This window comes from Oligoflexus sp. (assembly GCF_035638955.1).
Lineage (GTDB): Bacteria > Bdellovibrionota_B > Oligoflexia > Oligoflexales > Oligoflexaceae > Oligoflexus.
In genome coordinates this window covers 44,699-60,483 of the sequence record NZ_DASQYZ010000201.1, presented here as the reverse complement: position 1 = coordinate 60,483, position 15,785 = coordinate 44,699, and the positions used below count along the sequence as shown (strand labels likewise).

At 53.3% G+C, this 15,785-nt stretch carries 9 protein-coding genes; 1 reads left to right on the top strand and 8 read right to left on the bottom strand.

The genetic code is table 11. The annotated features are described in order from the left end of the window. Nucleotides 1-163: 163 nt before the first annotated feature. The gene (locus VE954_RS18705) at nt 164-1,003 is read left to right on the top strand and encodes a sigma-54-dependent transcriptional regulator (protein ID WP_324955523.1); all 840 of its coding nucleotides are present in this window, start codon (nt 164-166) and stop codon (nt 1,001-1,003) included. 24 nt (nt 1,004-1,027) lie between these two features. On the opposite strand, the gene VE954_RS18700 is transcribed toward VE954_RS18705, so the two are convergent. From VE954_RS18700 to VE954_RS18665, 8 genes are all read right to left on the bottom strand, one after another. Continuing rightward, nucleotides 1,028-2,188: an extracellular solute-binding protein gene (locus tag VE954_RS18700; protein WP_324955521.1), complete on the bottom strand. Its 1,161-nt coding sequence runs from the start codon at nt 2,186-2,188 to the stop codon at nt 1,028-1,030. Nucleotides 2,189-2,197: 9 nt separating this feature from the next. Next, the gene (locus VE954_RS18695) at nt 2,198-4,558 is read right to left on the bottom strand and encodes a hypothetical protein (protein WP_324955519.1); all 2,361 of its coding nucleotides are present in this window, start codon (nt 4,556-4,558) and stop codon (nt 2,198-2,200) included. Continuing rightward, entirely contained in the window at nt 4,555-6,138 is a 1,584-nt protein-coding gene (locus tag VE954_RS18690) for a hypothetical protein (protein ID WP_324955517.1), read from the bottom strand. The genes VE954_RS18695 and VE954_RS18690 overlap by 4 nt, the downstream gene beginning before the upstream one ends. A gap of 9 nt (nt 6,139-6,147) precedes the next feature. Further along, the gene (locus VE954_RS18685; protein WP_324955515.1) at nt 6,148-10,110 is read right to left on the bottom strand and encodes a hypothetical protein; all 3,963 of its coding nucleotides are present in this window, start codon (nt 10,108-10,110) and stop codon (nt 6,148-6,150) included. Nucleotides 10,111-10,112: 2 nt separating this feature from the next. Next, entirely contained in the window at nt 10,113-11,462 is a 1,350-nt protein-coding gene (locus VE954_RS18680) for a hypothetical protein (protein WP_324955513.1), read from the bottom strand. An 11-nt stretch (nt 11,463-11,473) separates the two neighbouring features. Continuing rightward, nucleotides 11,474-12,661 (bottom strand): hypothetical protein, encoded by a 1,188-nt coding sequence (locus tag VE954_RS18675; protein WP_324955511.1) that lies wholly within the window; start codon nt 12,659-12,661, stop codon nt 11,474-11,476. 73 nt (nt 12,662-12,734) lie between these two features. After that, entirely contained in the window at nt 12,735-15,014 is a 2,280-nt protein-coding gene (locus VE954_RS18670) for a hypothetical protein (RefSeq protein ID WP_324955510.1), read from the bottom strand. A gap of 200 nt (nt 15,015-15,214) precedes the next feature. Continuing rightward, nucleotides 15,215-15,760: a hypothetical protein gene (locus VE954_RS18665; RefSeq protein ID WP_324955508.1), complete on the bottom strand. Its 546-nt coding sequence runs from the start codon at nt 15,758-15,760 to the stop codon at nt 15,215-15,217. Nucleotides 15,761-15,785: the final 25 nt, after the last annotated feature.

The window sequence follows — 15,785 nt, the reverse complement described above, 5'->3', positions numbered from 1 at the left end:
GCTCAAGCAATACATTGAAAATCAGGCCGAAGTGGAATAGGCCGCTCACCTCGCTTGGCTTGGATCACGGCAGCCCTGTTTCACCACCAGCCAAACCCGTCTGGTTCCTCGCAGGCTCGGGACGGGCTATGGCTGGAGTACTTGCCGACAATCCGATAGACCTGTGCCCTTCGCGGTGGTTAACTGCGCCAATCTTTCGGGCGACATGGCGCTGTCATCCTTATTTGGTCATAAGAAAGGGGCTTTTACTGGGGCTGTGCAGGACAACTCAGGCTACATTGCCGAGGCCGATGGCGGCATTCTGTTTTTGGACGAGGTTCATACCCTGGAAAAAAGCTGCCAACAGAAACTTCTGAGGGTTTTAAACGACGGAACCTTTCGCCAGGTGGGCGGCTCTCTGGACTGTCATTCCGAATTTCAATTGATAGGCGCGAGCACCCGGGACCTGGAAGAGGCCGTGAACGATGGCACGTTCCTGCTGGATCTCTGGATGAGGATGACTGGGTTTGAGGTGAAGCTTCCGCCCTTGCGCGAAAGGCTGGACGAGTTGCCAGCACTCATCCAAAGTTTCCTGGATCAGGAGCATCAGTGCATTCCGGAACCGGAATTCTCCCGGCTGGTGGCGCACTGCCAGAAATTTTACTGGCAAGGCAATGTCCGCCAGCTGTTCCGAACGCTGAAATTGCTTTTAACCTTGAATGATAATGATGGTTCGCAGATCAAGGCCGAACAACTTGCCTTTCATCGCAGCATGCAGGAACCTCACACGCGTCCCGATAGGATGGAATGTTCGCGACCCAGTATGGAACGCTCGATCTCAGAACACATTATGGCCCCCATGCATCAGGATATCTCGCTGGATGAGGCGATGGATGCCTATGAAAAATTCGTGATTGAAGCGTGCCTGAATCGGCATCAGTCGGTGAATGGGGCTATGCGGGCTTTGGGGGTGTCTCGAAGTGCATTGGCTGTCAAACGACAAAAACATGGGCTCATGGGATGAGCCCACTGAAGGGTTCTTCCGACTCTAGGTTTCTGCTTGGGGCTGGCCCAGACGTTCCACGAGCTCAGCGGCTGTGATCAGGCCGCTAAAATATTCCTGGATGGCTGGCTTCAACCGGGCCAGCATTAGCAGAAAGATATCTTCATCCACGCCAACGGTTGATTTCTGTATGATGTTGACCAAAGCTTGGCCCTCGATCGTATCCGGCTGCAACGTCTTGAACACGTAACTTGTCGGCACTTTTCCCAGCTGCGTGAAGATTTCCTTGGAACCCTCGGCGCCCTGCAGATAATTTCTGAGCTCCGTGATGAAAGGAATATTCTCCCCTGGCGTGGAGCGGGAACCGGCGAGATAGACGGTGGAACGAGCGCTGACACTTTCCCCACTTTCCAGCCGCGGCAGAGCCGCGATGCCAAAATCCGGGCCCAATTTTGCGGCAAATTCCCGCCAACGCCACTCCCCTGCCATCGCAAAGGGAGCCTGTCCTGCCAGGAAAACCTGGGCGGCGCATTCGGCGGAACAGTCGCGCGGTGTTAACGAAAAGGTTTGTCGCAGGGTTCTTACGGTTTCCACGCCTTCCCGAATGAGCGTTGACTCCATGGTCTTCATAGGGCCGCCCTGCTCATTGAAAAACGCTCGACTCACGAACGGCAGCAAGGCAAACGCTTCCTCAGGCATGGCCAATCCATAACGCTTCTGACTCGGGCTGGCCTGAGCCACGGTTTGACCCACAAGGTCGCCCCAGGTTTCCGGTGGGGTCGGCGCCAGCTTTTTATTGTAGAACAGGACCTGAAAACCTTCCTCGTAGAGAGGCAAGGCCGTCTTCCGAGTCGCCTCATCAGACGGATCAGCCCATTCCATAATTTCCTTATGCTCGTCCAACCGACCCGCTGTGGTGGAATCGGTGAGGAGCAGGTCAAAGGCTGGCAGAAGCCCCGTCCCGGCTTTGTCCCGCAGAACCTTGGAATCCATAAAGGACACCGTGATGGTCATCTGCGGATGCTTCTGCGCATAAACATTGAAGAGGCTTTGCAGATCTTTTGTTTCCGATGCGGCCCGCGTCTGCAGCACCGTCAAGGCCAGTGGCACAGGCTTTGGTTTCAACATGAAATGCCAGATAGCGAACCCGGCACCCAAGAGCAATACTGTCCCTAAACCGATCATCCGAAGCTGCGAAGCTTTCATGGAAGCACCTCAAAACGAGAGTAAGCAATGGCCGTCAGGATCATCTTCGTTGCGGCATACATCCATGCCAGCAGCCGAAGTCCCATTGATGTGACCTCGATAGTCGTTCTCAATGGGCATATCGCGATCGATGACAAAGCTTGATTCAACAAAAAGATCAAAATTCAATTGCGGCAGACCCCGGTTCGACCCACCGAAACTCACAAGGCGTCCCATGTCATGGACCCAGGGAAAATAAAAGTGGGCCTTGGGCGCGCCTTTGGTCAGGATCGCGGTCGAATCATTTTTGTACAGCGCATAGGAATTGCTGACATCCAGATACCAGGATGTGGTGGTCCATGGTCCATCCGTTTTGGTCTGCAGCTCCATGGCCATGGGGCCATCCAGTTGAGTCGCATAGAGAAAGCTGCGAACATCCGTGAGGCTGAGAACGCGCAGAACATTGAGCGAGGGCCGGCGCACGGTTCCATCGACGATCTGCGGCGGCAGAACCTTCAAGGACAGAGCGTCGGTTGCTTGAATCTGACCGGGATTGCGTTTGCCGATCAATGAAAGCTGGCCGCCAAGGCCATGAATGGCCTCGACTGTACTTTCCACTTTTAGACTCGCCGTGTAGGTCGTCAGGTTTTCGAGCCAGAGCCCCGTATGGAAATCATGCGAGGGTGTGGTAACGCCTGGATCCTGAATACTGATGCCCACATCGCGAACGAAGAGGGCGCCCTTATTCTGAGCTGTTCCCACGGCGCGAATGGCCATGGTTTTAACTTTCAAGGGATCATGCAGAGTCGCAAATTGCAGCCCTTTTAACTCGACCACAGTATTCGGAACGACCTGCACCGCCACCAGAGTTTGCTGATCACATGTAATACGTGTGCAGTCGATCGCAAGGGTGATTTTTGCACGTGGGTTACCGGTCAGAGTAATCTTGGAAAAACCTGACGCCGCGGTGTTGCCAAGAGTCAGAGCATTGCCACGCACGAAGACATCGCCTTCCAGGCGAAGCTCCAGCTCGCTGGCGTTTCGGCATGAGCTGGGACGCGTAACATAGGAACTGATGCTCCCGGGTGTGTTCGTCATGCTCGTCGAAAGATCGGTTGCAGCGGGAATGGACCGAACGCAAACCGGCTTTCTTTGAAAACAGGGAACGTCAAATTCTTCGAAATTGGCTGAATTTTCTGCACCTTTTTTAAGACGACTCTCCCACGGTTCATCAGTCAGGGCCATGGGCTTGAATCCGAGTCGTGTTTTGAAGTCATCATGGGGTTGATCGCATGTCCGAAATCTAAGCGCACGTTTGCCCGTCATTTCCAGGATGAGTTCATTCTCCAGGAAAGGGCTGCTGATGGGCTTCAGCTGCAGTCGTGAGTGTCCTGCAGAATCGAGCAGGATCGGCTCACCGGTCAGATCCATATGCTGGGGTTCGAAACTCTCGCAGTTGCTCGTGCAGTAGTCGAGCAGGAGGGTTTTTTCCTCAGGCGTTCCCAGAAGCTCAAAGGCTATATCCTGGGGTTTGATACCCAGGCGTTCGATCATCTGCTGTTCAAACAACTTAACCTGCTCGGTACTGAAGAGTTCCTGACCATCCAGACGATAGATCATGAACGAAAGGCTCTTGCCGGGTTCTTTGGAAAGGTAGCGCAAAAACCAGGTCGTCTGACTGTCACCGATCAGACTTCGGCTCAAGGCCCAACCTTCCTTATTCAGGGCAGGTTTCTTTTCATGGGCACAGCTGAACTGAAGGGTCAAGGCTTCCGATTCAGGACGGAAGGGAATCAGGGCATCCTCCGGTCGTTCCAGAAGCGCAGCCCACCTGGCGATATTGAGCTTACGGCCCATGGCAAAGCATGAGTTGGGAACCACCACATACGTGGGGCGTGCGCTATCCTGCGGATTTTCAATCTGCAAGGCGCCGTAGCCATCCGTCTTGCCTGCGGCGTGCACCGACGCTGGCCGGGATGCACCATCCAATTGAGCATCGAATCCGCTGCTGCAGCTGAAGGATGGGAGAACCTTTTTATCCCCTTCTTCAAACTGTTGAATCTCTTCAGAGCTCATGATCCGCGGAGACGTGGACACGTACCCAAACAGATTTTTAATCGTATCTTCCCCACAACCCTCAAACAGCACCTGACGTTTCTGACAGGAACTGTCCCGTGTCGTCACCACAAACTGCTTACGAAGACCAGGTTGCGCATTGGTCTCGCCCTCATCGGCTTCATGATAAAGGGCAATATCAGGGGCTTCGAGAGCACCCGGGCAGGTCAGAGGATTTTTTCCCTTTGCATTCTGCAGCTGACTCGATGCAGGTCCACTGCATTGCATCACGCAGGGGAGAACAGTCAGCCAAACAAACGATCGGATTATATTCATGGGTTTCGGCTCCGGGCTGTCTTGGGAAAGAGCAATTTATCAAAGGCCACTGGATCTTTCATGCACTGCTGGGCCTGAGCCGCCGGCATCACGCCGCCTGCCATGTAAGCCGCCGGAAAACCCGCTGCCTGGCAGATGTCCGTCACGCGGCGTGTGCCTCCGGGCACGTTCAGGATTCCAGCCGTCGTCGACTGAGGAACCTCACAGAGTGGGTTGATTTGATAAATCAGAAGGTTGGTTCCGGTCACCTTGGTCGATGAGCAAATGGTTTTATATTCAGGCTCCTGATCCTTGGCCCGAATTTCACAAAAATACATGGCGCAGAGCGAGCGGGTCAGCTTTTTACTGTTTTCCTCGCGATCCTTGCCCATGGCCTGAAGGGTGCTGGTCATCTTGGTGACGAGTGCCGGCAGTGAGGATTCCTCCTGGCCCGTCATGGAGCCTTTGCCCAGGAGAAATTCCATTTGGGCTCCAATTTCATCCTGCCGCCTGGCGACATCGATCAGCTTGTTATGGGGGCTGCCCGAACTGGTATCGGTGTACAGGCCACGTTCCCATTTATCCGCCAGATCATAGAGCGTTTGGGCCCGATTGATGAGATCCAGATAGGTCTTTTCCAAAGCGGCCACGCGGCTGGGATAAGCCCCGGACGCATCGAGAAGGCCTGTTTCGCTATCATAGGTTCCATAAATTTTTTCCAGTTGACCCACAGAATGGGTCAGCTGAATATTCTTGGCCGTCAGCTCATCAAAGTTGAGGCTGCTTTTATTCAAGGTATCCCGTGTCAGGAGCACCTTGCGTGCCAGCATCGCCGAGTAAGGGGGAATCTGAGCTTTGATCTTCTTTTCCAGCTCCGGATCCTCGGGATTCTGATTCAGGTCAAGGTAATGGGCCATGATTTCCAAGGCCGCTCTCTCTCCCAAAGCTTCGAGTTCCTGATCCGACAAGGCCGTGAAATCACCACAGGTCGTATCATGAATGCTGGCCAACACATCATTCCCGCATTGCCCGACTTTCTCCATGAGACCGTCCAGACTATCCTTGGCCGTCGGATTCTCATATTCCATTTGAAAGACCGCCCAATCGATATCACCCAGCGCTTCCCTGGCCATCGTCCGATGAGCGCAGAAGCGGGTCCGCTGCAGACGATCCGACAAAGCCTTGGGATCGCGCAAGGTCGTTTGAGCCAGATCGCAATGAAGAACCCCTTCAAAAAGCGAAGCGGCATGCTTCTGAACCGGTGCCAGGTTACGCGTCATGCTTTTTTGAAAAAGCTCCACCAGCGTTTCCTTGGCTTCCCGGGTTTCCGCCTGACCATGATAAAGACAAAGAGCCTTCATAAAGCCAAAAGGCGCCATCGGCGTATCCTGCACGTCATTCGGCAGGCGACCCGCGAATTTCAGGGTTTCGATGAGCGTATCATCGCAGACCTTCTGCGGATTACGTTCCGAGATCTCCTTGGGAATCAAGGTCCGATCGGGCCTGAAGGCCAGGTTGTATTCTTCATCACTCTGAGCATGGGACGCCGGGGCACTCCCAAGGATCAGAACGATGCTGAGTAAAGGAATAAAAGACTTCATAGTGTCATCCTAGAGAGAAAAAGGAGTTGTAAAGTTAAAACCAATTCTCAAACTACGCTTTTCAAAGCAGGTTTTGATCGTCAGAGGGCTCATGGGCTCCAACGCCACTTCATAGGTTCCAACCAGCGGTGCCCCAAGGAAACGGAGAGCACGGGTCTGACGCGTCTGAGGATCGACAAACGTTTCCGGGACATCATCGAGGCGGGAGAAGTATTCAAGATAAGTCTTGAACAACTCATCGGTGGACTCCTTGCTCACGAGAGGTGCGATGATGTCGACCCGTTCGACGTCCGTGGCCAGCTGGGGAACGCCCAGGCTGCCACCATCTTTCAGTGGCAGATAGCGGACTCCAAAACCCAGATGCCTGACGACAATCCTGGGATCGCAGTTGCGATCGTTCACACCAGGGAGGCCCTGACCTTCGAGGCCCAGGATCACATTCACCACGCTCATGTTGTAATTCGTCTGCATGCTCAGGGGCTCCCATTGCATAAACGAGCCGTTTTGCTTGATGTAGTCCTCGTAGTTCGCATCGTTGCCTGGAGGCAGAGCTTCAGGGGTGATCTCAAAGCGTGCGCGGCCTTTGCTCAGAAGCTCCTGCATGAAGCCACTGTCAGCTGGCATAAAGAAATCCGCTCGACGGATCACGACCGGGGTTTCATCAAAGGCCAGGGAATCCGTGCTGCACTGGAACGGAAGATCATTCAGGCGCGAGCAATTTTTAACGGCCTTCATGAGATCGTTATAACTTATGATGTAAGGCACCAGCTCTTCCTGCTCGCCTTTACCCTTGAGTTTCGACAGCGTATTGATACGGCTGCGGTAAAGGTTGTAGAGGAAGTTGACATAATGCATCTTCTCTTTCTTGGCCCGCAGGTACTCGTTCGCCCCGCGAGTCAGATCCGCAGCCACAGTCTGCGAAGCGAAGAACATGTCCTTCTGCTGATCGAACGAATCGGGCTTTTTAGCCAGATCCAGAATTTCCTGACGCTTGACACTGATCGATTTGGCGATTTCGTCAAGACCGGATTTCATGTTAGCCGTCAGGTCCAGAGATTTTTTATCGACTGTTTCAATTTGTTCTTCGATGCCGGCGATTTCCTTGGCCAGTCCGGTGATTTGGGCGGTGAGGCTGGCTGTGTCGGATTGCAGAATCTCGACCACCTGCTCCAGCTGACTGGAAGTGAGCAGACTCATCTTATCCTTCAACTGACCTGTGAGCTCGTTGATGACCTGTTGCTCGACGTTGGACTTGTCCTGCAGAAGTTTAACTTCATCAGCGGTTTTCTCAACCATGTTCTTGCGGGTCGCGGAGTTGGCAATCAGGGCCTTCAGCCGATTGATATCAACATCAATACCTTTTTTCTGGATATTGAGACCATCAATCAAAGCGCGCAGAGCATCCTTCTGATGACCTTCCTGCTCAATCTGGCTTTGGACGATTTTCAGATCGAACGCGATCAAACTGTTTTCTGCCTTCATCTTGTCCAGTTCGCGTTTGAGGCGATTGATTTCACTGTCAATACGCGCCGCTTCCGCTTCCAGATTGCTCATGGCAAAATCTTTTTCGATCAGGAATTTGCTGGCGTCGGCCATGATTGTCATCGTTTCATTCTGGAGCGTCAGGTCCTGACCCGTGATATCCGCCAGAGTCCGGTTCATCACCAGCTCTTTAAGATTGCCGGGTTCATACTGTTTAATGGCCGCTTCCATTTGCTGTTCAAGCTCAGCTTTGGCCCGCTCCAGTCCTTTGATTTCGGACCCGTAGTTGACTTCCATTTGTGCAATGTCATTGGCTCCATTCCAGATATCCAATGCCACGTCGTAAACTGATTTGGCCTTTTCGCCCAAATCAATCTCCAAAGTCACCAAAGGACCAAGACCGGCCACACCTGTCGTCGCCTTCACACCCGATGCGCCTACCCAGAGAGCACCCGCGACAGACGTCACCACAGTATGAGCCGCTTTGGAAATACCCAGACCGATGGCGGCCGTGCGAAGCAGCGTAAGGTTTTTTTCCAGCAGCTCTTTTCTTTCTTTGAACTTTGGCAATTCCACCTGTTCGAAGATTTCCTGTTCCTTTTTGTGGGTCTCCCGAGCGATTTTTTCCATGGATCCGAAAGCCGCACAGGGGTTGGAACCACTCGCCGCACCAGGTACGGCGGACGGAGCCGTCAAAAGACACTGACGCAGGGAGCTGATATTTTTTGTCAGCTTTTCACCCTTTTCGCCAAAGAACTCCCGGCGCATCTGAAGAAGGCCCTTCCAATAGGCTTCTTCAGACATTGTGATAGCTGGTGTGGGACAGGAGCCTCCTCCGTCGCTGTCGGAAAATCCTTCTGCCGAGCCCTTGAGTCGAGCCTTTTGAGCGATCAGCGCGCAAATTCCCATGACGATCGGTTTACGTGATTCCTGGTAGACCTGGGTACTGGACGCCTGAAACTTCGACGTCAGGTTATTCAATTCGGAAATTTTTGAGTTTCGCGCCTTGATTTCAGCTTCGTGCGAGGCAATGGTTTCATCCAGTGCTTGGGAATCCGTCTTGCGGACCGTAATCTGCGCTTCCAGGCTATCGATTTCGGATTTGAGCTGCTCGATCTGCAGAGCCAGGTTCAAATTCGAAAGGTTGACATCGATCATCCAACGGAACTCGTCCCGCTTTTCACGCGCCGAATCCCGGGCCAGGGACGTCAGGTCCACATCAGCTTGTTTTTTGATGATCTCCTGCTGGGTTTCGGCCTGTTTCTTGGCCTTGGCCAGTTCAAACTGCAGCCGATGGATGGCGTTGTTACGCTCGAGTATATCGGCTTTCTTGGCCATGATGCGGCCTTTAAGATCATTTTCTGAGAGGGCCGTCTCGAAATTGCGTTGGATCGAGGCTGCCGTTTCATTCAGCTGAGCGATCTCATAGCTTTTGAGCTCGATGCTGCGCGTATCACGAATGCGGTCATTTTCCATGCCGCGCCGTGTCTCGTCGAGTTTAACCGCTTCCCAGCTCTTGATTATGTCATCCACGCGGTCTTCCAGGACGGCGATGGAATTCAGCTGAGCTGCCAGGCTCGACAACAGGTCATCAGACTTTTTCGTGGTGAAAACTTCGGGATCGATATTCAGAAACAGATGACCCTTCTGAATCGAACGAAGTCGTTCAATCGTGTCATTCTTCAGACGAGCGAGCTCAAAGTATTCGCTGGCAAAGGCATCGGTATCGGGAAGGTCGATCAGGGCTTCCTGAATGATCCAGGATGCATCCTCGTACTTTTTAGAGGCAAAAAAGGTCTCCGTTCCATCATTCCCCGTCACCTTCTGCGTCACGTCCTTGCCGGCCAGCCGCATTTTGAGAGTTTCCGCCCTGCTGCGCGAAATGTTCTGATAGAGCCAATCCCCATGGGCTAGAATTGTGCGAGCCTTGACGGCGTTGAGGCGAGCTTGCTGGCGGAGGAAATTATTGAATGACTCCGAGTTGGTGCCGGTCTTTTCATCGACGGTCGCTGGCAGATCATGGCTGCCGAAGTTCATACGAGCCAGCTGGGCGAGGCCCTGATCCACGATGCGAATGCCCGTGTCAAAAGCCTTGCCGACACTGGCTTTCATCTGCCGTACTTTGGTCCCGTTATTGATATAAGGGAGTTCGGAGACCATGAACAAAGGAACTTCGGCTCGCTTTGCGTAGCATTCAGCATCGCAAATCAGGCCCTGGAATTCCTCTTTGGTCATCTTCGCCGGCGGCACGCAGGAGTTGAGCCAGGCTTCAATGTCATCAAAGTAGACGCTCATATTGGCGAAATCTGCATGCGTCAGCGAAACATTGAGCAGCGCAATGCGGCGGTTCAGAAATTTTTGCGCTTCCGCCGTATGACGGGAGTCGCAGAGGGGCTTCACCTCCTGGAGGGGATCGTTCTGAGGAGCCGCCCGGACGGCTTCGCTCACCATGAAGCTGAGGAACAGGGACATCCAAAAAGAGTGTTTCATATTCAATTCCCGCTCTTGAGGGCTTGGAAATAAGAGAGAAGCATGACAATTTTGCTGGACAACTCAACCTGAGCCGGATCATCGACCATGGTTTCCCGCGCCTCCTTATAGAGTTCGGCCGTGGCGATCAGGCACTTGTTGAAGTTGTCCTGATTTTTGGCTGCGTTCGCCGCGTCCTGACCCGAACTCAAAATCTTGGAGATATCGCTGCACACGCTCACCTTCTGCCGCTGTGCCTCCGTCAGCATCGGCAAGCGCGAGACGCTTTCCAGATCGCTGAGGAAAGGTTTCAGCGCCGTTTCGAAACTATCCAGGGCCTTATGGGCGACGGTGATTTGATCCGTGCCTTTGGCCATGTTTTTGATTTTCTCTTCGATTTTCTTCATCAGCGATTTGGTCGTGCCGCTGTCGGTATACAGCAGGAGCAGATCGCTTCGAATCATCATCAGAAGGCTGTTGGTGTCACGGAAGCCGCGATTCAGGGCGGAAACCTTGTCGATGGGAATGGCGACATAACTTTTGTTCACAACGGCCTGCAAGGCATCCTTGCGGTTTTTGATCACCTTATCGTGTTTTTCAATGGCACGACCGACGGCGTCAATCAAAGTGGCCTCGATCTTTTTTCGGACGATGGTTTCATCTTCCGCACGACTGAGCTTGGTTTGGAATTTGCAAAGATGAGCCGGAATCCTGGCAAAACCACGCGAACTGTTCCCAGCGAATTCCTGGACACTGCTTGCATAGCCGGCCCAACCGTCAGGCACAAGGTCGGATCGCAGGGTTTTCAGGTTATCCACAAAAGTTTGGGCACGGCTGTAGTAGCGGCATTTCTGATCCAGCTTTTCCGCCAGCAGAAACATCGAAACGTTGGCTGTGAAACGTTCCAGGTCCAATGCGTTTTGCCGTTTGATCAAAGTCTGATCAAAATCCGCGGGCGCATGGCGATCTTCGATGGAACCGATATGGAGCTGATATTTCTGGACCAGTCCTTCAATCTTATGCAGATTGCTATAGAGCAATTTACCTTGCTCCGCTGACAGACTCTTCACAGGGAAGTAGGTAACGACCTGGCCCGAGTCACCCTGAACAATAGTAGGGATGGCCCGCGGTGTACCCTCGTCGCTGTTCAGGTTAAGATCCTGGGCTCCCAATACCAGAAGTTCCTGGCTCAGGACTTTGTCAACCAGATCCTGGAACAGAGGTCCGTCGTTGCCAGGTGCATAGACCCGCTCCCAGGACTTTTGCAGTTCTTCTGCGGTGTACTTGAACTTCGGTGGGGCTGCCATGGCCTCGAGGCTCAAAAAGCCAGCAAGCAGCAGCGAGCATCCAGCAGTTTTCGATAGAGCGATCATGGGCTGTCCCTTCAGTTGAGGCAATGCCATTTGGTTTTATGAAAGACGAGTGTGCAGGGCTCATCCTTGCCTTTGAATGCAGTTTTGTATTCATTCAAAGCCTGCTGGAACGACGTGAGAGTTTGCGAAGAACCCGCGGTACTGCCTTGCGCCTGCTTCAGCTTCTCTTTGACGTCTCCGTCCAAACGGAAGAGGTTATTGAAGAGCGCCGAGCGTATCAGGTAGTCGTCGACCCGCTTCAGATTATCGTTGCGGATATCGGAGTAATACACAGTGTTCTTCTGGAAATACTGCTCCAGCCTTTGCTCCGCACTGCGAACGGGAATGGCACCTGAATTCTGCAGCTGAGCATCAAAACCATCGAGGTAGGCTCCGAGTTTGCTATCATCGATCGTGATATGCGAGAGCCCGTTTTTTTCTTCAACGGCCACGATTTCGGGGGACAAAGCCGTATCGCGCAGGAACAGCGAAATCTCGCCCAGATCCTTGCCGGCCTGGTCCATAAGGATACTGTACTGCGTGTAGCGGGATTCCAGCTTGCTGGCTTCAGTGACGAAAAGGTTCAGGGATTCCTGGACGCCCTTGAGGCCCTGATTGAGCGACTGCGTGACGGCATCGCTGCCGGTGGCCACTCCATGCACGGAACTTCGAAAGACGTCGTTGGTATAGAGCTTGCCGTAGCGATAGATGGAAGCCTCGGTATGAGCGGATTCCGCGCAACGCGCTTCTTTTTTCAGGACATCCTGCACGCGCGAGGCGTGATAGATCATATCGATGTCTCGATCCGATCCATAGCTGACCGGATTACGGGAACAGGTTTTGGCATCCGAAGGATCGGTACAGACTGTCTGCACAGCATCCATAAACTCTTCAAGCTGCTGTTTGGCGGCTTTGATGTAGTAGCAGCGGAGACTTTGAGCACGCACGCGATTCAAAAGTCCGAAGTAACTCACACCGGCGAAATAATTTTGAATCTTATTCAGGCCGCGTTCCGCACTGCCGACGCGATGAATGACCTGCTCATACTTGCCGCAACCATAAAGACGAAGCAGACAGGCATGCTCGGCCGCCTCGCTGGAACCATCCACCGCTGAACCTGTACACTCCTGCGGGAGAGACGCCGACGAGCAACTCCAGCCTTCGCTCTGGGCTTGCAAAGGCCCCGCAGCCAGCATCAGGAAAAACAAAATCCGTTTCATAACCTTCCTTTCCAATTATCTGATAATGACAGCAGCCTAAGAGGCTGGGACACATTAAATGTGTCCCAGCCTCCTAGGAGCAGCTCACGCTTTGTTGACTGTATCCGCCTTCGCCACCTTTCATGTCATGACGATAGGTCTTTTTCCATTGATTCTGGTACGGAACCTGAACGTTGGTGAACTGTAAACTACCGCCCCAGGACTCAAAGCCCGTAGCGGGTGAATGTGCGAACCAGTAAAGATACCGACCTTGCGTATCGATCGAAGCGGTCGCGCCCTGGGCCACCGTGAACGACTTCACTTCCCAGACGTTACTGGTGGTGACCAGTTTCAGCACAAGGCTGAGGTTGCCTCGGCAGTTATTCACGAAGCGGAAGTTGGTCCTGCGCAGCGCCTCGTAATCGGGTTCACTGCCGTGCGCGAAGTCGCCCTGATGCTGCCGGATGAAGTTGACGAGTTCCTTGTAATGAGCACGAACCGACCTGTCGTTACGGATCCACTGACGAACCTTGTCACGGGCAGCATTATCAATGCCTCGATTCAGGGCAGCCTGATAAGCCATGTCGATGACATGATCCAGATTCCAGCTGTTTTCCGCTCGCAGGAGCCATTCCACATGGGCCGACACCGCGTAATCATAGGTATAGGTCACATCAGGATGGGACATCATTTCCCCGGTCCACCACTTCAGGCCGCCCTCGGAGGCTTCATTCAACACATCCATGTAGCTTCGGATCAGTTCCGCGCGAGGCAGGTCCTTGATGCGACGGAGGTAGCTCACCAGCTCGTCATGATGGGGTCGCAGTTTCTTTTGCTTCAGAATCCAGACTGCAAAGAAGGCTTTTTCTTCGGCATGGGCTTCCCGGGATTTGGCGGCGCGGAAGGCGCGCTCTGTAATGTTTTTGACTTCAAATTCACTCGTCGCCATACCGTAGACGAAATAGTCGACAATGTCCTTGAGCTGGAAACTGCTCAGCTTCGGCTTCATGTCGGCAGCAAACGATTTCAGGGCTTCCTCGGACGTAGAGACACCAAAGACCTGAACAAAGGCCGATTGAATATCATCCAGTTTGGGATTCATCGAATCGCTGCCGCAGCCGATTTTATATTTCCGCGTCTTCAGTTGGTCCGGCACATACTTGCGAACGACATAATCGCTCGACTCCAACGTCATACTCTGCAGCAAGGCAGGTTCTGCAACCAACCGATCGATAAACTTGCCTGCAAAGAAGCGAGCCGCCGACTCGCAACTGAATTGCACCAGAGTATCCTCGGCCGCCTTGAGCCTCATCAGGGGATTGCGGACGGCTGATGCCACATCCTGCTGTCCCTGGTTGCTGATGCGGTAGCCATCACTGGCAAATTCCGGTCGCGATACGCTCGGACAATTCAGGGTGGGCTGAGCTTCCACCTTGCCATTGATATAGTCTGTGAAGGGAGCATCGGCCGAGGTGATGGTGGACAGTTTACCGGTTTCAGGGAAGCCGAAGGCCGTCTGCAGTTCACCATCCGAAGCTGTACAATTCAGCCGGAAAGCCTTGCCATCGGTCAGCAGAACCCGCAGCAGTCCAAGCTCATTATCCTGCACACGAAACAGGCGCGCATCGAAGGGATAGGGGGCTACAGCGTGGGTGGGAATGGACAGATCCTTGGCCAGCGGGCTTGCGGTATTGAAGCAATGTATGGCGCCGAGGTCATCAGCGCCGGGTAAATCCTTGACGCTCTCACGCAAAACAGGGATCGAGCCGGCTTGCGGCGGGCCAAACGCATCCATAATGTTCTGACAACCGACTTCAAAGAGGCGCTTATCCATAGGGCTTGAGGCATTGAAACGCACCAGATGATGAACCTTGCCCGCAGCCTGGTCGATCACTCGGAAAACCTGGCTGAACATAGGGCTGGTCTGCAGGTTGCCTTTGAGGGCATCACAGCGCAGGATGGGTTGTCTGGTGACCTGGAACATGTCGTCGAGTTCGGATTCTGTGATCAGCTCAGGGTTGTCTGTTTCCAGAAAGGCTTCACCAAACGCATTGACGACAGCGCGGGGGTCACGGCCTTTGCAGTTGATGGCAAATCCGAGCGGAGCATACTGCTCGGTGCCATCCGCAGCCTTCTTCTTCTGATTGATGATCATGACAGGAAAGCTCTTCGGCAAATCCTGCAAAGCCAGGCTCCGTTCACCTGCGATCTGAAACATTCTCACTTCGAGCAGAGTCGAATCGATAACGGCCTGCCCCAGGTTGCTGCTCGTGCCAGGGCTTGCATCCTGAAGCGACGATTCCGGGTCCCCGGAGTGACAGGATGTACCGATCATAGCCATGGCCATGACAGACAAGAAGGCTCTCTTAAACATTTTGGCTCCCTAAACAAAGGCCACTCACAGTGTCAATGTCTGGCCGCAAAGCAATCGATGTGCCAGTTATTGAAGTTGCGAATTTCATGAGATTCCAGGGTTTTTACCAGAAAAGAGCCAGGGATGGTGTGCAGTTTTCTGGACCTCGGGGTGAACCGGGTCCAGCTTTCGGGACATTGCTGAGCGGGGTGAGCCCACATTCAAGGCAGGTTTTCCGACCAGGCCTCAAGCATCCGCGTTTGGCGAGTTTTGTCGTTCAGGAGAAGCGCCGCCCACAGGAAAAAATCCTCGGCCTCTTCACCGTCCGCATTCATAATCATGCGATAGCGATGTCGCAGGACCTCCCGACCGTGACGATTCAGAACCAAACATCGTGTGCCATCCGATGACCGCTCATACGCGCAGCGAAGATCATGGTTGACGGAAAACTCCTCCGTGTTTTTCCGAAACTGGAGAGTACCCGTCCTGGAGTAAATCGCAAACCAATCGCGTTCCAACCGATAGGCCAGCCCTTGAATACGTCCCTTGAAAATAACACCTTGCCAAAGGCTGAAGCGGCCGTTGGAAGCCAGAACAACTTTGAGCCAAGGGACGTTCCAAACCTGGAGGACAGCCTTCATGGATTTCCTGTCTGTCGATGAGTGGGCGAAGGATTCATGTTCCTGCCGTCTTGCATCAGCAAACATGGTGCCATGCCTGGGTTCACACGCCGTGGTGCCTTGCGCGTCTCCAAACATGGACATCATGAACCCAATGTCCATTTTTATGGAC